The following is a 19,299-nucleotide window of genomic DNA, read 5'->3' as shown; positions in this document are numbered from 1 at the left end:
TAATCCCGCTCCGTCGTTTTTATCATAGCATGCCATATCACCGTGAAATTTCTTTCATTTCAAGAATTTCTTATAAGATTTTAAGTAAAAAAAGAAACCTACATTCGAATTGATCGCTCCATTGCAATCAGATAGAATGTAGGTCTTCCAAGTGGAAAAATCAATTATAATGGCGGCTGCACCAATAGCAGCTTTCCAATCTGAATGACCGTTTGATCATACCAAGCTGGATGCTGCCGAACATGCTCCATACTTCTTTCATTGCCGCTTGCCTCAAACACGGCCGCTTTGTCTGTCTTCTTGTGATCAACTTCGAAGCGAACCGTATGTTTCCCATTCGGTAGCTCAGGTAAGAAAACATACTGATTTCGATTATGGTCGTTATATGGTGTGAATCGATCGATAAGGAAGGGTTCCCCTCCATCCACCGACACCTTCAATCTGCCAGAATCCGGCCCCCCGATATCGAATAATCCGATGTGGGTCCCCTCAAACTCCACTGTGATCGTCTCTCCGGGATCGACTGCTCGCCATAGACCGGGAAATAACCAATCATACTCGCGCATCAAAGAGAAATCACCGGGGGTCATGTAAGACCATCCTGCCGAAAAATGAGTAAGACAATCCAATGGCAGCATGGTCGCATACTCCCAAGGATTGGCCGGGACCAAAGTATTCTGAGGCAAGTGATGTTCGATCTTTCCCACGCGATCTCGAAGTTCGCTGATTTTCTCAAACGACCGGGTGATTGTATCCGTGTAAATCTGGTGTCCTTCGGGAATCGTCGGATGGATCGAATCATGCGTAAAAATAACGGCTCCGGGAATGGACACGTCTGCCCTTGAGGTGAAAATGAGCTTTCCATCCGAAACCAATTGACTGACTGCTACGCCCAGATGAATCGAAGGAATGCCGTAATAGTCCGCGACTTCCTCTTGCATAATAGCTCCCTTCTGGTATTCTCCAGACTGAAATAGGGCCACATCTCGCTCCTTCAGCGTATATACGAACAGGATATCGGTAAACCGGCTCCGCTTGCGGATCTGTCGGACAATTCCTTCGATCCGCGCCTTGGACTCCGGAACTCCGCCATCGTTACCAACAAATTCAACAAACACGAGATCAGGTTGATGACGCAGTACATCAGTCTCCAAACGGGCGCAGCCCAGGTCCGATCCTGTCCCATCAATGCCTGCGTTCACAGAGCGGATATCCGCTCTGGGATATTGTCCTCGAAGCCAATCCGCCGTCATGACCCTGTATCCTTCAGAACGCGTATTACTGCCACCGAAATAAACGATGGTCACCGTTTCCCCATTTTCCAACTTCTGAATGACATTAGGCAGCCCTCTTCGAGGGAAAATTTCCTTCATCGCAACTTCACCTGGCCTCACTTAGCGTTTTAGGAGCAAAAAATTTTACAGCAAACACTTCATAATAAGGCGAACCATACGTTGCACAGAAATCAAACCGGATTCGGGTTACCCCTTTTGCATGCACCTGATGTTTATTCAACGAAAGATAATTCCCACGGATATTAATTTCACTCTCGGTTCCGTCTTCTAAGGTTAAGGTCACATCATAATCTTGGATAAGTGGCTCGATCGGATCGTCGAAATGCTCCAAATTCAGCTGCGAGTTGAACACAAGATGGATTTCATCCAGATTCTTGGAGCTTGCAAAACCAAATTCCAACCATTCCTGTCCTTCCGTACGTTCAGAAATCCAGCTGTTTGGCAGACCATAAGGTCTAGAGAAGCCGTTGACGACATTCTCAGGGCTATACATATTTTGGGATGGCAATAGGTCTTTGAAGCAAATGCTCTTATTGAATTTCTTCAGCCTGGACGGCTCTTCCGGTCTATAATGAAAGCTGACTGCCCCTGTTATTTTCTCTTCATTGCCGTATACGGCAAGGCTCGCCGGGCCTTCCAAAACGATGTAGACCTTGTCATCAGCCGGTTTCTCGCAGCCCAGGTCCAGCGTAATCCAGTCATCGTGACCACCTGAAATAACCAAGCGGTAGTCTTTCAGCCCGCTTGTGGGAATATAGTTTTCCTTCCGCTCCCCGCCAAACAGCTTCACTTGCAATGTTTCCGAATGCTCGGATCTATTTTTAATTTTGATTCGCACGCTTTCAGCCACGGATGTCTGAATCGGCAAGACCAAACATAACGCTTTCTCCAAGGAGATCTCTTCGGTTGGATGAAGATTATCATAGCTTCGCTGAGACGAGGCACGAACCGTTAATCCGTCAGCAAAATAAGGATCCAACTGCTCTTGAAGCCCTACAATCGTTTGCCCGTCTCGAAGCAGCTGCGCTTGAAGCTCACCCATATGGGATTTGACTATGGCTGCAGGGTCGGCCTCGTATTTTAAGCATAACGCAGCAGCCGTTCCTACCGCCTGCCCCATACAACCGCAGGTTGCCATGACCCTTGTCGATCCAAAAGCCACATGGGTAGCGCTTATATTGCGGCCAGCGAACATGAGATTAGGAATATTGCGTGAAAATAAGCTGCGAAAAGGGATATTATACAATCCCGGCACGAAATTCCACGCTGTAGCCGGCCCCTCATCGTAGATGCCTTTATTCGCATGCAGATCCATATACCAGCCTCCGACGGATACCGCATCTTCGAAATGAGGCTTTGCTGTAAGATCGTTCTGAGACAGCATGTGTTCCCCTATAAACCGCCTCGACTCCCGCTTCCCCGGAATCGGGCATACATAATCCAAGATGAGATTGTCCACATCATCAAACTCGCCGCTATTTTTGATATAATCCCAAATCCCGTACACCAATTTTCGCAGTTCCAATGCGATGTCTTCATTATTCTTGATAATATCCATATGTCCGCCGTATTCCAGCCACCACAGTCCGCCGAGCCCGTTGATTTTCCTCGGAAAAGACCGATGGTTTAAGCCTTTTCTGATACTATCGAAAAAGGCCAACTTCGTAATGTCATACGCAAAGCCTGGTCTTTTGTAAGGAACGGGATAGTCTACGTCACGGGCTTGAAACAGAATCGTATCGCCCATGGTGTAATGATCCGCCACTTCTGGAGCCAACTCCTCCTTATATTCATGCTTCGCCTCTCTTCCCCATCGGAAGTGAGCACCTGCTTGGTATCCAACAATTCCATCGCCGGAGCAATCGATGTAGGTTGGGCTTTCAAAACGAAATTTTCTTTCGGAAGCTAATTGAAGGCCCTCCACCCATTTAATTCTGCCGTTCTCCATGCCCGTTTCATGCACACATGTATTTAGGAACAGAGAAATGTTAGGCTCATCATAAACCATGTCGAGCAAGACCGTATCCGAAAGCGAAAGCATAAGCTTCTTGTTGTATAACGGATTATAATGAAAGATCTTCAGCTTGAGTTCTTCTACCAACCCGCCCTCGCGAGCATAATAGGATGGACTGTTTCCGAGATATGCCGACCCGTTGATATGAACCCTGACCTCGCTGCTCGCATTTCCCCCAAGAACCGGCCGATCATTAATAAGTGAAACCTGCAGCCCTTGGCGTGCGGCAGCAATGGCAGCGCATAATCCCGCAATACCTCCGCCTACGACGGTTACATCTGCTTTTATAAGCTCCATTTTGATAACCTCCATGATTAGATGCTTCTATCATGGTAATTGTTTTGGTCCCCTTTTTTTTACATGATTTTGCGAAAAAATCATACATTTTTAGCATCCTTATTTGGTTTCGTAGCGTGTCATTTTTATCCGGTACTGCTTAGGGGTATCACCCGTATATTCTTTAAATAGTTTGCAAAAGTAACCTTCATTGACGATGCCTACTTCCTCGCACAATTCCAATAAAGAATAATCCTGAACTTGTAAAAGTTCGAGAGCTAATTGGATTTTTTTTCGGTTGATATAGCTGATCACGCCTTCATTCATTGTTTTTTTGAATAAGCTGCTAAAATACGATGGAGCTAGATTCACTTCCTCGGCAATCACCTCGAGCGTTAAACGCTGTTTCAGGTTTTTCTCTATAAAATGCATAGCACTCATGATTTCTGCACGATGTAATAGTTGACCAGCGTGTACGTACTCGAATGTGAAGTCGCCAATATAGGCAAGCTGCTCCTGAAATGCCATAAATTCCATGGGGAATTCTGCTGCTTCCGTGGGCAGCTTGTTCCCTGATTTAAACTTCTTGGTAATGTCTCTGTACAAGTCTCTGATCATTGGTGCCATGATGGATTTGTGGATTTTATGGTCCGTAACAAATTGGTTCAGATCGGCGAGTGCATTGTCCAGCTCTTCCTTGGAAATCTTTCTTTTCAAACATATCAGAAAATCAGCCAGCTTCTGCTGAAAGTCTGATTTTTTGTCATTATGATATTGGAACCGATGCATGGGTGTTTTTACTACTTTCTCTGTATGATAATAGAAATCGTCACTCACATTTTTAGCTTCCGTGTACGCTTGTTTGATCGATTCCCAGCCTCGGTACGGACCTCCAAAAGCGACGGATACCTTTTGATTCAAATATTGATGCAAATGGGAGACGATCTGCCCTCCCAAGGATTGGCAAGCATATTCCGTTTCCATATCACTGCGGTTATTTTCCCAGGATAAAAAGCCAATAAAACGATTATCGGACAGATCCGCAGCTACGCCACTGCCACCATTCATCACCGTTTCTTCGATTATATTCGTAATCGCATATTTCAAGATGTTTTGATCAGCGGCAGAGTATTCGTTTCGGAAACTTTCATACGTATTCATTTCAACGATGAAGCAGCAATAGTTGGCTTGAAAGAAATGAAACTGCATGCGATTGGCAAAATCCGATGCCCGATGAGAAGGAATTTCGCCTCTGATCAGCTCGTTAAAAAATTGCTTGCGGACTCTATATTTATTTTCAAGCACGGATACGTTTAACGATTGAAATTCAGCTTCTTTTTTCTTAAACTCATTTAAAATTCCGGCTGCCTTATCTAAAGCTCGATCCAAATCCACTTCCTTTAGCGGAACCTTTACAATGTACTCCAATACATTGGCATGAATAGCTCGCTGGGCGTATTCAAAGGACGAATAGGCGGTCAAAAGTATGTATTGGGTATGGGGGAGCTCCACCTTTAGCTGCTCAATCATGGAGATTCCATCCATTCGCGGCATAACGATATCGGATATGACGATATCCGGCTTAAGTTTTAAAATCTCCTCGATCCCATTCAGCCCATTATTCGCTTTTCCCACTAGAACAAATCGCCTATCCCTTTGGGAGAGCTCGTTAAAAAACAATTCCAATCTTTGAATGATTAGGTCTTCATCGTCAACAATGAAGCAGGTATAGTCTCTCACCATTATGCATCTCCTATTTGCAAGTCTGCCGGGAATAAGGCGCGTACACGGGTTATTTCCTTAGGTATGCTAATGATTTGGAGCCCGAATTGCTCTCCGTAGTGAAGTCTTATTCGGCCATGAATATTATTTAACCCGATTCTTTTCCTTTTTACTTCCACATCACTCGGTTCTGAAATTAAAATATGCTTTATTTGATCAGCTGGAATTCCCTCGCCTTGATCAACGACTTCTATGATGACGATGCCGCCCTCCTTGTACGCATGAATTGTAATCGGGCCTTCGATCCCCCCTCCGTTATAACCATGGAAGATACTATTCTCTACAAGGGGCTGCAGCAGCATTCGAAAAACCGGAAAATCCATTAACCCTGCTTCGATATGTTCAATCAAGTGGAAGTTTCTGTTATACCGGATGTTCTGGATCTCGATATAGTCCGCTACATTTCGTAATTCCTGGCGTAGGGAAACCTTCTCTGAAGCGTCATCTATTCCGTATTCCAATAATGAAATGAGCGACCCAATCACAACATCTACTTTCTCTATTTGTCCGAGACGTATAACATTGCTGATCGAACCAAGCGTGTTATACAGAAAATGAGGGTTTATTTGAGACTGCAGCACTTGGATCTCCAGCTTCCGCTCAAGCTCATTATGAAGCTCCGCTCGCCGAATCAGTTCCACAATTTGCTGCAGCATCCGATCGAAGGCTCGGGAAAGATCACCAAATTCATCGTTTCGGTTAATCGTTATGGTCGTTGTGAGGAAGCCTTGCTCCACCCGCTTCATTTTTGTTTTGAGCGCATAGAGTGGATTCCTAATATACTTGGCAATAAAAAAAGAAATGAACAAACTTAAGAGAAGACCTGCAGCTAGCAGCTCGATATAATAGGTTTCCAGTCTGGACAAAGCTGCTTTCAAGCGTGATTCATCGTTGATCGAGATCATGGTCCAGTTGAATTTCTCCGTCGGTTTTTTCAGAAGGTAGACCGGAATGCCATCCTTGGTATGCAGTTGAAGACTTGTTTCTGTCGTATCCAGAATTTGTTCCGCTGACGTTTCTCCGATTGAAAACGTATGATCTTGAATATTCAGCAGTCCTTTATTCTCAGAAAATCCGGCAATAATTTGACCCGATGCGGTGATCAGAGCCAGATTCATTTGTTCCTGTTTATTAATCTTGAACAAAGTCTCTTCAATGGCATTTAGATCCAAATCTACCGCAATAGCCATAGGAAACGGAGCTCCGTTCAGATATCGAACCATTGTAACTGTCCAGCCTGAATACTTGGATTTGTAAGGATCACTAACAAAGGTAGTCCTTCTGTTCTTGTCAGCCGCATCAAACAAAGGCTCTCTTTCCGATAAGGGTTCATCGAATATTCGGGTAGGTGTACTTCCCCCTAGAATGGATAAATCGCTTTTGATCAAATAAATATTACTTACGTAATTACTGTTGAGTTCATACAGCTCTCTTAATTGCTTTTTAATCACTTCTGTATTATCAATGTTGGCTTTTACCGATGTTTCGACCGAGAACAGGATCGTCTGGAAGGAGGAAAAATTAACGGTGAAATACTGGTCTACCTTGTCAAGTATTTGGTTGGTGTAATAAAGGTCATTGGTTCGTATTTCCTTTTGGACATAGCGATAAGACAATTGACTTATCAAGATGATGCAGCTTAATACAAATGCAAATACGATGAAAAATAATTTTAAAGGCAAGCTGAATCTTCTTCGCATCGATCATCTTCCTTTTACTTCCATAGTAAACTAAGAATAGCATATGACAATAAAGAGAGGGCTACGAATAGCCACTCTCTTCGTTTAAATTTTACTTGATGATGCCGGCTTCTTTAAATTGCTTGATTGCGGAATCCTTATATTTCTGCATGTCAAACTTGGTATCCAGCGTTTGGAGGAAATTGTCCCAGCTCGAAAGAGGCTCTTTGCCCGTCATAAATTTGACCAAGCTTTCATTAATGAAACGTTGGCGGTCAGCATCCAAGGTATCGCTGGGGTCTGGGGTCAATAAATTTCCGGGCAACGTTGGCCCCACATATTGCTGATTGTTCTTGAATGCTTCCACCGTCTTCGGATTCTGGAAGCTGAAGTACTCAGCATCATCACCACGTCGAGGCATTCTATAATGATCGACCCACAGGTACTTTTCCTTCATTTCCTTCGATAATTCGGAGGTTTTATTTTTGATCTTGCCGTCCACCACATCCCAATGAACCCCTTTAATTCCGTATGCAAAGTTCGGATAGGCTTCTTCGTCCGTAAAGAGATAATTCAGCATGGACAAGATCCGAATGATTTTGTCCTTATCCGCTTTCGCGGAAATAGCCCATGAATTGCCTTGGAACGATTTTCTCTCTACAATTTGATCACCGTAAGGACCTTTCATCGGAGGAATGACGATCCATTCCGGCACCTCTCCACTGATTTCTTTCATTTTCTGCTGATAATCCGGCTCCAGCCTCCGGGCATCTCTGATCATGAAGCCAACTTTACCCTTAAATAACTTCTGGTCCAACAACTCAGGCGAATTCATCGTCACCCAGTCTGGGTCTACTACATTGGCTGCCATCATTTTATTAATGTAAGCAAGCGCCTCTTTCATTTTGGGATCGATAAATAGGAATACCGGTTCATTATCTTTCACTTCAACGGCTGAAGGAGGATTGACGCCAAACATCCACATCAAGCTATCGAAGCCGTAGGTTTGCAGATTGCCTTCTTTATTCATACCGCCGATGAATCCGTACGTATCGTTCTTGCCATTACCGTCCGGGTCTTTCTCTGTAAAGGCTTTCATAACTTCGAACAGCTCATCAGGTGTCGTTGGCACTTCCATATTCAGCTTTTTCAGCCAATCGTTGCGGATGAAGAAGCTTCGACTGATACCGTTTACATTATCATAGCCTGGAACTCCAATGGTTTTTCCTTGATAGGACATCGCCTCCCAGGAGTCGTCGCTAAAACGTTTCTGCAATTCAGGAAACTGATCCAGATACGGTGTCAAATCCGCAAGAACGCCTTGGTCATAATATTGTGCGAGATCAGCACGGCTCTTCAAGAAGATCAAATCTGGAATATCCCCACCTGCAATGAGCGTATTCAGTTTGGTTGTTGCCTGCCCAGCTTGAGGAATCATCATATCCAAGTCGATGTTCATCTCTTTTTCTAACATTTGGCGTTGAATATCTTCATCACGTGGGGGTATCGGAGCAGCAGCATTGAAAGTACCTTGGTTAAACATTGAAATTTTCATTTTGGTTTCAAATTGGCTGGGCTGACCTTGCGAATTACTCGAAGCTGTCGAGGTAACTTCTCCCTGTTCCCCACATCCTGACAATACCGTTCCTAAACCAACTATTGCCGTCAGAATAGCAAATGAAATCTTTTTACGCTGCATATTGACCTCTCCTTTTGCTTATATATTATCACGGTTTCCCCGTAATAACTTAGGTTGCAATTCCTTTTAACCTTTAACTGATCCCAAGAGCACACCTTTGGTAAAATGCTTCTGCATAAATGGATAAACCATCAAAATCGGAACCGTAGTCACGACGACAGCGGCCATTTGCACAGCGAATGTGCTAACTGCTCCGGAATTGGCAATCGAATCAGCGCTTTGTGTTGCGACGTTAAGCAGAATGTTGCGCAAGACAACTTGAAGTGGCATGAGGTTCGAATCATTGATGTAAACAATAGCATCGAAATAACTGTTCCAATGGCCGACGGCGTAAAACAAGGAAATGGTGGCAAGGACGGGCAAAGACAGGGGTAAAATGATCCGCCATAACGACTGAAGCTCACTTGCACCGTCAACCCTCGCTGATTCCTCGATTTCGCCAGGCAATTGCTCGAAAAAGCCTTTAATAATCACCAGATTAAATGCACTAATGAGATTTGGAATAATCAATACCCACGGACTGTCTAGCAATCCGAGAGAGCGGATTAGTAAATAAGTTGGAATTAACCCCCCACTGAACATCATGGTAAACACAATGAATAGTAAAAACGGACTGCGACCCGGCAAATATTTTTTGGATAACGGGTACGCCGCGATTACCGTAAAAAACACATTTAACGCAGTGCCTACAATCGTTCGAAACAATGTAATTTTATACGCCTGCCCGATACCATGAGAAATGAATACTTCTTTATAGGCTATAAAGGTAAAGGATTCTGGTATAATAACAATCCCTTTTCTTAACACTTCCGATTCTGGCGTCACTGAGACAGCAACCACGTATAGAAAGGGTAGTAAGCAAAGTAGGGATAGAAAAATAAGAATCACATAAACGACGGCTTGCCAGACTTTTTCCCCGATTGTCAAATTGATCATTTTAAAAACCACCTCACCAAATTTGCCCATCGAATTTTTTGGCGAGCTTATTCGCTGCCAACACTAAAACAAATCCGATGACAGCTTTAAACAATCCTACAGCAGTAGCCAAGCCAATCTTAAGACGCTCCAACCCTTCACGGTATACCCATGTGTCGATAATGTCGATCTTCTCCTGGTTAAAGGTGTTGGCGAACATGAATATTTGGTCAAAGCCAGCATCCAGAATATGGCTTAACTTAAGGATCAGCATCAGAATAATAACACCTCGAATGCCAGGTAAAGTGATATGCCAGAGCTGTCTCCATTTGGAAGCGCCATCCATTCGAGCCGCTTCATATAAGCTTGGATCGATTCCTGCTAATGCTGCAAGGTACAATATCGCTCCCCATCCAATATCCTTCCATACTTCAGATAAGATGATCAGCAGTCTGCCCCAGGCAGGTTCCGTTAGAAATGAGATGGGTTCAACACCAATTTCCTTCAAAATCATGTTAAAGAGACCATCCCCTGGGGCTAATAATGCCACCAAGATTCCATAAACAATGACCCATGACAGAAAATGAGGCAAATAAGTGATCGTTTGTACGATTTTCTTAAACCATTGGCTATAAACTTCATTGAGGAGTAAAGCAAGTACGATGGGAGCGGAGAAACCGAACAATAGCTTATACAGCGATATGATAATCGTATTTCCCATGATGTCCCAGAAATAAACGCCGTTCATAAAATCCGTAAAATTTTTAAGTCCCACCCACGGGCTATCCCATAGTCCCAAAGCCAGGTTATAGTTTTTAAAAGCAATCATGATTCCCGCCATAGGAATGTATTTGAATACGGCAAAGTAAACTAATGCCGGCAATAAGAGAGCATACATCACTTTATACTTTTGTATCGTTCTTATCCATGACCTCCGTTTTTTGGAGCGGGGAATGGCGTCCGCTGCCAATTTCGTTTGCATATCATCACCTCATCTTTATTTGTAGTTGTATAATAGCACCCCCCTATCGGATAAATTTCTGAAATTTCAAGAATTTCTTATAAGATATTTAGTAAGTTCCATGGTTTCAACAAATCCACTAGAACATATGTAGCGTTAGTTGTTAAATAAATCATGCAATAAAACAACAAATAAAGTAAAAAGTACGATTATCCTAAAAATAAAAACGCCGCCTTATAGGCGGCAAAACTTCAATTTACGCCATACATCTGTTCGCATCCGATCAGATGCGTCCTTAAAGTCAGCTTCGTTGGAAAAAGAAGGGCGATCATCGCTATGTCGTTCCAGGATCGAATGTAGTTTCATGATCTCCATACCTTTTTGGAAACAGAAAGTCAAACTGCTCCCAGAATATATCAGCCCGGCGCGGATGGTTGAGATGCCCGATCGTTTTGATTCGAAGTTTCCGGCATGCGGATTTGGCCTTCTTCCCTACGGACACCACTTTCATACCGGGGAAAAGATCGATGACAAGCTGCAGAATAGTTATTCCCCAATCCAAATTCTCTTTCTAAGAAGTTCGATTCTTACCTTGTCCTTCAAAGGGGTGTAGGGGAAACGCGTTCCATCACCGATGAGCAGCTTAAAGTCTCGACGGAACCCCAAATGACGGTCGCAGACCGCTCTGACTGGTGACCCTGTACAACAAACCGCACCTTATCGACCTACTATCCATCCATCACCAAATTTATAACTCAATTTAATTACCAACTTTAATTGGAAGCAACCATGGCATTTTATATTTTAGAATAGTGTAGGAATTTGACATGAAACAGCATCAATAAATCTTGGATCAAACCCATAATAAGTCCAATAGGCCCCATTCCATCGATAACCTGAAGCTTCACCGTATTCAAGCCGGGTTGGGTAAAACCAGAATCTCTCCCCGTTCAATAGCCAAACATAAGTGTATTGAAATAAGCAGTCAACTATATAAGATACAGCAGGTTTTTCTGGGATGAATGTAGGGGGAGGAGATTGTGGCACTAATGACATTTGACTTCACTCCTTATAAAAGAGATTTGTTTGTACAATTGCGTTTTTTCTTCCAAGCTCTTTCGTTTTCCCATATATAATACGTAGGCGAATAACTAAATGACAGTGCAAATGCCTAGTTCAGAGAAAACCACAACGGCTCCTTGTCCCTTTTCACCAGTTTCCTTTTCAATTTCGATCTATTTCCGGAAATAAAGAGCTCGCCGATAAACGCATGGCAAGAGTGAGCCCTACGTCAAAATCACACTCAATTCGGTCCATTTTCCATGCCGATGCTTCTTGACTTTGCAGAAGATCCACATGAAAAAGCTACACCGATTCGCCTTGGTTTTCGAATTGGGCGCAATGAATTGTTAGGATTGCTTGAACTCTATAAAAATATTGGTGTAAATCACCTTTTCTTTGCTCTTTTTGATAGTCAGCGTCCGGCTGATGAGGTGATCCAAGAGCTAGGAGAATACGTATTACCGTACTTTCCGCCGCACAAAATCGAAAAAACATCATCGGATTGGCCCAAATCCTGATAGCGATTTTCAAGTTGTGAATTTATGAATAGCATGAAAAAGCACCCGGATATATATATCCGGGCGCTTTTTATAGCCAAGTTTTTAAGTGGGAATGCATTATATAAAAGAGGCAGACTGAGATTAACACCGCTGGCTTTAATTGCGATCCGAACTTCATCCGGGCTGAGTTTATGATCTGGAACTTCAACAATCTTTAGCTTTGAAATATCCCCGTATTCTTCGATTCCAATTCCCTGCATACAATACACCCTTAGTTGCGATCATGTAAGATTGTGCCTCTTTTCATATCTTCACCTTCTTTACGCTGATTTCTGATAACGTTCTCGTAGTAGCGACGTCCATTTCCCTTAAATAGCTCCTATCTTAGGGGAATGGATGTATCTGTCTGTCTCCTCTTCTTCGAAAAAACTCCTGGCAGATCAAGGGCCAACGGCCCGCAGCGCGAATATTGTGTTATAGGATGTCAGCGTCTTCTTCGAAATACAAAATCTTTGTTTCTTAACTATCGCTTCCCGTTAACGTAACTCATTCCGTGTATCAAATTAAAGCCTCTTACATAATTGTCCAATCATTCTCTTTTTGTTCAACATATCTTGGAGATATCAAATAAAAGGAGTTGATATTTTGGTACGTATTCTCGATAAAGCTGCCGTCCAGCCGCGCCGTAGATTCAACTTAGCAAACTCATTTATTATCCGTCGTTCACCAGCAAGATCTCGCCTTGCAACAATCACTATACGGATTCCAGTAAATTCTCAACGTAATCGGGTAGATTTGGTAGCAACCGTGGGTGTTCGAGGTGTCACTGGTATTGCACAAATACTCTTTAGAATCTTCCGCGATGGAAGAGAGATTTTCAACACACAACAAGGTATCGAATCTGCTGGCTCTGAACAAAATTATGTTGTTACGTTCCAGGCGGAAGATAGAAATGTATTAGCTGGTACCCATGTTTACACAGTCACAGCAGAAAATCTTACTGCAAATACAAGAGCCGATGTTGTTGGGCCGATATCGTTTAGTGGGTTAGCCGTTAAAACGAGAACCTAATACCGTATTGGCAATAATTTTTCGCACCTGAATAGAGAGCCCTGCAAAAACCTCTATTTTGAGGGAATGGGTACTTCCAAGATGGAAAAAGAGATAGAAAAGTAAAAAGCAGCTCGTTCCTCGTCAGAGGATAGGCTGCTTTTGCTCATTTACACTTAGCATAACTGCCCTTTAGGTTAATTCATCAATTAATTTCTTGCGCTGATTTCCTATAAGGTTTCTTGTGTTCACGAACCCGAGAGGCCTAAGGCGCGTAGCGCCGGGTTGAAGACTTAGCCTCGCAGGGTTGTCTGCTGAATCCACTTTCTCGGAAATCCTCTGCAGACTAAGGCGGAACAGCCCGCAGCTTAAACACGGTGTTATATGATCTCAGCGCCTTCTTCGAGAGACTTACAAATTCCCCGTTAGTTGAACAACATGGATTAGACAAATCCTATCGTATTCAAAAAATCATCTATCTTAAGAGGGGTATCATGGTATGACTTATTTTGGTTCGAGCGCACGATCCCTAGGTAATTTGTAGCTTGTGCTCCATGAGATTCTTTTGCCATATCGACATGTGATGGTCTTCAATGATTAACTATCTACCTCTTTAACTCTAAATAATTCATATTATAATCTTCTCCTAAGAAATTCATCACTCCAGAAAATCCATTTAATTCCCACTCTCCATGTTTGTTTGGAGTAAAAATGTATTCTCTTTTCCAACCCTTTAACTTCTCATCATCACCAACATATTCTTCCTTAATGCTTAATCTAGTTTGATTAAAAAACTCATGCTCGAAGTAACTCTTATAAATGACCGCATTTGTTATAGTTATTCCTTTATGAAAGACAGTTGGGTATAATGTAGTCTGTTGTACATACATATCTGACTCGGGATCGGAATCCATATTATTGATAAATAATATAGATAGAATATCCTTAGCACGGACTCCAAACTCTTCGGTAAAAGATTTCTCTAATTCCTTATACTCCAGTTTTGACACCTTTTCTCTCAATGCTAAATCAATGATCATTTTTTCTTTCTTCTCAACCATTTCAATTGCAGTGTTTATGTCGAAATCAATTGTTTCTTCTTTTATCGGCTTTAATTGTTCTGATGATTGACAAGCCGATAAAAACAAAATAACCATAATAAGTAAAAATAAGTAGAATCCCCTCACAAATAGCTACTCTCCCCTATGTTATTGGGAACAATTAGATTTCTTTAAATATTCATGTTTCAAAATACTCATCATTATACGATCGACATATTGACCATTTTTATAGACCTCGTCTCTTAGTATGCCATCCTTCTTGAAACCAGCCTTTTCATAACTCCGAATAGCACCAGGATTATCAGCATCTACCGTCAAATACACTTTATGAAGGTTTAAACGCTCGAACGCAAAATTCAGGACAACACTTGTCACTTCTGTTGCATAACCTTGCCCCCATACCATTTTGTTCCCAATCCAAATACCAAATTCAGCATGCTTGGACCAAGGATGGATCTTAAACAATTGGGTACTGCCAATCGGGATGCCGTCTTCTTTTATTATGGTAAAATAGACAGCTGATGAATCTGTTTGCGCGTACCTCCGTGTACGTTCTCTGACCACTTCCGGTGTTAGGGGCATACCACTTCCTGATGGTAACGTTCGGTTAACTACAGGATCGGACAGCCATTCATATCGTAGTTCCCAATCTTCTTCAACAACAGGTCGTAATGTTACTCGTTGTCCGTATAGCATATTTCCCCTCCGTGTACCTAGATAGTTAATTATTTTAGCCCACAATTATGGGTATACCATTTGTATCATAATAATGAATTTCATCTAAGCAAGTATGTTATATAATGTGCCCCCATTGACGAACCCTCACCGACTTAAGCTACCAACGGGAGCGGCCGCGATGCGGTTGTCGGTGCAGGGTTGTCGCCTGGTTCCACTTCCCTGAAATGCCTCTCGGCGACCATGGGGCAGCTTTCTGGCTCGCAGCGTGAATACAGTGTTATATGATGGGAATGCCTTCTTCGAGTTTAAGACAATTGCTTTACCCAATTTGGTATGTGATGACCAAAGTATTTAGTAATCTTCTCAGCTTCTGTTAATACATACTTGATACCTTGGTCATTTAAAAACCAGTTATTCTTGCTTATTCTAAAATCATCTTGCTTTACTTGGAAAACTATATTTGACGGGAATACTGTTTGATAAGTCATTAATGCACGTCTTGAGAAAAATGATTTACAAACTATAATAGCTCGAGTGACCATAATGTTATGTTCTTTTAAGACTTGCCATGAGTTTCTTGCATTATCGAATGTGTTCTTAGCTTGATCCTCTTTAAGAATTGCCTCTTTAGGAATTCCAAGTGACAAACCGATGTCTCTTTGAAATTCCCATTCAGTGATTGTTAACTTAGGATTATTACCACCGGATGGAAGTATATATGGTGCTAATCCAGATTTATATAAATCACATGCAATCTTCATCGGCTTTGTATGACTTCCTCCGGGAACAAGGATGACATCTGCCGGTAATAGCTCTTCTTCTTTTACAAATACTAGTTGAGTAATGCAATCAAAAGGATATTGCTTCAAGGTAACACCTCCAAATATGCATTCCTTTCATATAACGTTTCGGCATTCACGAACCCTCACCGGCTTAAGCGTGCAAGCGCGGGTCGTCAGACTTAGCCGGTGCAGGGTTGTCCGCTGACTCAGCTACTTTAGGTAATGCTTCTCGCGGACCGAGGGGCGACAGCCCTGAGACGTGAATGCGGTGTTATATGATGGATAGTCCCTCTTCGACTTAACTTACAAAATCATCTCGTATGATTGAATAAATCTTAACATCTTGAAAATCGCCCTTAGCAAATATATGTCTTCTAAGCAGACCCTCATATTGCATTCCAGACTTCTCCATAACTCTCGCCGACCCTAAATTCAAGGGATGGCAGCGAGCTTCGATTCTAACCAGTCCAATATCATGGAAGCCAAAAAGAATGATTCTTCTGATAACTTCACTCATATATCCCTTGTTCCAATAATCATAGGATAATACATATCCTAGCTCTGCTTTTTGGTTTCGATTGTCCCAACTTACAAAGCTGCAACTGCCAATAAGCTTATTGGTAAGTTTATCTTCGATTCCCCAAGGGCCGACTTTTTGACTCTCGTACCGGCTATGTACAAAATCAATGAAATGATTAGTATCATCAAGCGACTGATGAACATCCCAAACTGTGTACTTTGAGACTTCTGGATTCTTACAGTAACTAAACATATCATTCTGATCTTCATAAGTTATTTTCCTTAATCGGGTTCGTTCAGTTTCTAATACCGGAAATGGTTCAAAAAGTTCCTCTAACTGCATTTCTGCACCTGCTTTCAGTTAATCGTATGCCTGGCATTCATATAACGTTCGGCATTCCTGACGTTCAAGCGGCTTAAGTGACCAAAGGGAACGGGTCGTCAGACTTAGCCGGTTGGATGTGTCGCCTGATTCCACTTCTTCGAAAATCCCCTTGGCGACCAAGGATCGACAGCGACGATGCTGAAATGCATTGTTATGTGATGTTATCGCCTTCTATAAATACTCTTTCAAAATCTATTAATACGTATCGTCAATTCTTATATATCCATTTATTTGTTCTATAGTTCTTTGAAATATTCCTGATTTATTATAATAATTCCCTTCTGCTGTTATTATGTTACCCTGCTCTATTTTTACTACCACTCCGATGTGATCGTTTAGTCCATTCCCTAAAATGTTATCAAATATTATAAGATCCCCTTGATCTGGAAGGAACGACTGATCACTTTTATGATGATAAAAACTATATATTTGTCCCCATTCTAACCAAGCTTCTACCCATGCAAAATTACGTGAAACCGGCTCTGGATATCGTACTGGTAACTTCACGCCTGCCTCAGTACAGCAATGATATACAAATGCAGCACACCAATCGAAACCAATATTCGGGTTATCTTGGAAAACATCTAAGAATTGGTTCTAAATCTGGACCGTATTTATCTTTATTTCCTATCAATGGTCTTGAAGCTAATTCTTCTGCTATTTTAGCTAGAATTTGTCTTCTACTCACCGATTATTCCTCCTTGTTTTAACATTAGCGATAATTTCACATAACATTCTTCCATTCACGACGTCTCACCGACTTAAAGGCCGGAAGCCTGGCTGCCGCTTGCCGGCAGTTAGTCTGTGCAGATGTGTCTGCTGAAATACTTCTTCGAATTGAACCTGCTTCCCTGTTTTTGCTTCAGCTTCTTGGTAGACCAAGGAACGGCGGAGCCGGCCCGCAGCGTGAATGCTGACGTCGATTCTCCTTAGATTAGCTCATATTTTAGGGGGGGCGATGTGTCTGCCTGAATCTGCTTCAATGAAATTCCTCAAGCAGACCGAGCGACGACAGTCGCGAAGTTGGAACACTTTGTTATCGGATGTCTTCGTCTTCCTGAAATACTCTACAAAACATCTTTGTACTCATTCATTATCCTCGTAACAAATTCTGTCTTTCCTTCAGTATAGGCTTTGCGATTGTTTCTAAATTTATTTGATAGTTGGATCTTCAAATCTGTGTATTCAGATACCAATAAGGGATGCCTTCTTAATATGTCTCGGAACATTAAATGTCTTTTTAGCTCGTCACTTTCTCTATTGCATACGTATAGATGATGTTCGTGCTTCACATATCCTTCACTACTGTAAGGTACATAAACGTCCTTTCTTGCAAATGCTTCTCTATTCTTAATTCCTAAATCACCTTCGTGTACATATCCCAGTTCTTCTAGCTTCTTGATTACCTCTGACAGGTACTCCATAGATTCAATTACTACATCAATATCAATGATTGGCTTGGCTGCAAGATACGGCACCGATGTACTTCCAACGTGTTCAATTCGAAATGCTAGACCATTAATTTTATTTGATAAAATTGATTCTATTATATTGAATGCTTTTGGCCATTCTTCATTGTAATCTTCAATAATTACAGGCTTTTGATTCTTCATCGAAATTCTCCTTATATTTGATTTATATTTACGAAGATTTCCTATAACGTTCCTGTGTTCACGACGCCCCACCACCTTAAGCGAGCGTGAGTGAGTGGCCGCGGTGCGGTTAGGTGGTGCGGATGTGTCCCGGCAATTACTTCTCTGACTTATCACCCGGATCGAGGCAGCTCGTCTGCCGATGCGTGAACACATTGTTATATGATTGATCGGCCTTCTTGATTTACTTCAACAATTAATGTTTTTATACGTTTTGTTAGTCGGTTTAATCTACGAATAATATCCACCTTTTAATAAATAAGTTCTTGTCTCTTTATAATGTTTGTAGATTTTACTAAATGCCCTGTTTGCTTTATGCTGATAATCTCCATCACTTAGGCATGGTTTAATTACTCTCACTACTTGGGCCATGTTTGTATCACCTGGAGTCTCGCCAGATATTAATTTTTCTAAATCTAGTTCAAATATCCCCTCAAAAATTTCCGAACAATCCCCATATACATATATTGCTTTTGTATCATTCATTTTAAGAAATTTGTATTCGATACAGAATGCCATAGAATTACCGTCTTTCTTTGATTTGATTATTTATTTGCCGATCTTTCATATAACGTTCCCGTATCCACGACCTCAGCGAATGCTGAGATGTCCGGCCCTGCCGGACCAAGGGCGTATGCCCGCCGCGTGAATATTATGTTAAGCGTTGCTTCTGTCTTCCTGAGTTAACTTCAAAGCGGTTTTCATCGCCGGGCGTGCTTCGTTTCCGAGCCTGCTTCGTCGATCTTGCCAGACCATTAGCAATTCTCAGTTTCTAGGTTTGTCTCAATCATTCCCTTACAGAAGTTGCGCTTAACGTTCTCGTATTCACGAAACGACCCAGCCTTAGATAGCTCTTATCTTAGGCCGGGTCGTGTGTTGTCTGAATTTACGACTATGAGCTTGCTTCTGACAACCAAGGGGCGAATGCCCCGCAGCTTAGATGCATTGTTAAGTGATGTTACTGCCTTCTCTGTATTTACATTCTCATA

General features: G+C 42.1%; 15 protein-coding genes and 1 pseudogene. 2 read left to right on the top strand and 14 right to left on the bottom strand.

The annotated features are described in order from the left end of the window. Nucleotides 1-164: 164 nt before the first annotated feature. From AB4124_RS23500 to AB4124_RS23470, 7 genes are all read right to left on the bottom strand, one after another. The gene (locus AB4124_RS23500) at nt 165-1,373 is read right to left on the bottom strand and encodes a GDSL-type esterase/lipase family protein (RefSeq protein ID WP_441974348.1); all 1,209 of its coding nucleotides are present in this window, start codon (nt 1,371-1,373) and stop codon (nt 165-167) included. Nucleotides 1,374-1,380: 7 nt separating this feature from the next. Continuing rightward, nucleotides 1,381-3,606, bottom strand: a complete 2,226-nt coding sequence (locus AB4124_RS23495; RefSeq protein WP_441974347.1) for an FAD-dependent oxidoreductase — start codon at nt 3,604-3,606, stop codon at nt 1,381-1,383. Nucleotides 3,607-3,705: 99 nt separating this feature from the next. Beyond that, the gene (locus tag AB4124_RS23490; protein ID WP_441974346.1) at nt 3,706-5,328 is read right to left on the bottom strand and encodes a response regulator; all 1,623 of its coding nucleotides are present in this window, start codon (nt 5,326-5,328) and stop codon (nt 3,706-3,708) included. Next, nucleotides 5,328-7,067, bottom strand: a complete 1,740-nt coding sequence (locus tag AB4124_RS23485; RefSeq protein ID WP_441974345.1) for a sensor histidine kinase — start codon at nt 7,065-7,067, stop codon at nt 5,328-5,330. The genes AB4124_RS23490 and AB4124_RS23485 overlap by 1 nt, the downstream gene beginning before the upstream one ends. Nucleotides 7,068-7,158: 91 nt before the next feature. Beyond that, entirely contained in the window at nt 7,159-8,745 is a 1,587-nt protein-coding gene (locus AB4124_RS23480; RefSeq protein WP_441974344.1) for an extracellular solute-binding protein, read from the bottom strand. A 66-nt stretch (nt 8,746-8,811) separates the two neighbouring features. Next, a complete protein-coding gene (locus AB4124_RS23475) occupies nt 8,812-9,681 on the bottom strand; it encodes a carbohydrate ABC transporter permease (protein WP_213644881.1) in 870 nt (289 codons plus the stop codon). 13 nt (nt 9,682-9,694) lie between these two features. Then, on the bottom strand, nt 9,695-10,642 hold the full coding sequence (locus AB4124_RS23470; protein WP_430186181.1) for an ABC transporter permease: 948 nt from the start codon (nt 10,640-10,642) through the stop codon (nt 9,695-9,697). 1,286 nt (nt 10,643-11,928) lie between these two features. On the opposite strand from AB4124_RS23470, the pseudogene AB4124_RS23465 reads away from it, so the two are divergent. Further along, a pseudogene (locus AB4124_RS23465) lies at nt 11,929-12,201 on the top strand (hypothetical protein); the annotation flags it as partial. On the opposite strand, the gene AB4124_RS23460 reads toward AB4124_RS23465, so the two are convergent. Next, nucleotides 12,096-12,443 carry a hypothetical protein gene (locus tag AB4124_RS23460; RefSeq protein ID WP_441974343.1) on the bottom strand — a complete coding sequence of 116 codons (348 nt, stop codon included), beginning with the start codon at nt 12,441-12,443 and terminating at the stop codon, nt 12,096-12,098. The pseudogene AB4124_RS23465 and the gene AB4124_RS23460 sit on opposite strands and share 106 nt — an antisense overlap. 385 nt (nt 12,444-12,828) lie before the next feature. On the opposite strand from AB4124_RS23460, the gene AB4124_RS23455 reads away from it, so the two are divergent. Beyond that, nucleotides 12,829-13,254: an exosporium protein C gene (locus AB4124_RS23455; protein WP_441974342.1), complete on the top strand. Its 426-nt coding sequence runs from the start codon at nt 12,829-12,831 to the stop codon at nt 13,252-13,254. A 584-nt stretch (nt 13,255-13,838) separates the two neighbouring features. On the opposite strand, the gene AB4124_RS23450 is transcribed toward AB4124_RS23455, so the two are convergent. The 6 genes from AB4124_RS23450 to AB4124_RS23425 form a co-directional block, all read right to left on the bottom strand. Beyond that, nucleotides 13,839-14,420, bottom strand: a complete 582-nt coding sequence (locus AB4124_RS23450) for a hypothetical protein (RefSeq protein WP_441974341.1) — start codon at nt 14,418-14,420, stop codon at nt 13,839-13,841. A 21-nt stretch (nt 14,421-14,441) separates the two neighbouring features. Then, nucleotides 14,442-14,990 carry a GNAT family N-acetyltransferase gene (locus AB4124_RS23445; RefSeq protein ID WP_441974340.1) on the bottom strand — a complete coding sequence of 183 codons (549 nt, stop codon included), beginning with the start codon at nt 14,988-14,990 and terminating at the stop codon, nt 14,442-14,444. Nucleotides 14,991-15,277: 287 nt separating this feature from the next. Beyond that, a complete protein-coding gene (locus AB4124_RS23440; RefSeq protein ID WP_076326626.1) occupies nt 15,278-15,841 on the bottom strand; it encodes a YdcF family protein in 564 nt (187 codons plus the stop codon). 211 nt (nt 15,842-16,052) lie between these two features. After that, nucleotides 16,053-16,616 (bottom strand): GNAT family N-acetyltransferase, encoded by a 564-nt coding sequence (locus tag AB4124_RS23435; RefSeq protein ID WP_430205761.1) that lies wholly within the window; start codon nt 16,614-16,616, stop codon nt 16,053-16,055. A gap of 237 nt (nt 16,617-16,853) precedes the next feature. Continuing rightward, nucleotides 16,854-17,219 (bottom strand): CHAP domain-containing protein, encoded by a 366-nt coding sequence (locus tag AB4124_RS23430; protein ID WP_441974479.1) that lies wholly within the window; start codon nt 17,217-17,219, stop codon nt 16,854-16,856. Nucleotides 17,220-17,725: 506 nt separating this feature from the next. Next, nucleotides 17,726-18,271, bottom strand: a complete 546-nt coding sequence (locus AB4124_RS23425; protein WP_441974339.1) for a GrpB family protein — start codon at nt 18,269-18,271, stop codon at nt 17,726-17,728. Nucleotides 18,272-19,299 lie beyond the last annotated feature (1,028 nt).

It is taken from the genome of Paenibacillus sp. 2KB_20 (assembly GCF_052115765.1).
GTDB lineage: Bacteria > Bacillota > Bacilli > Paenibacillales > Paenibacillaceae > Paenibacillus_AQ.
Note: the sequence above shows the minus strand (reverse complement) of the source record. Positions and strands in the feature narration are given on the sequence as shown.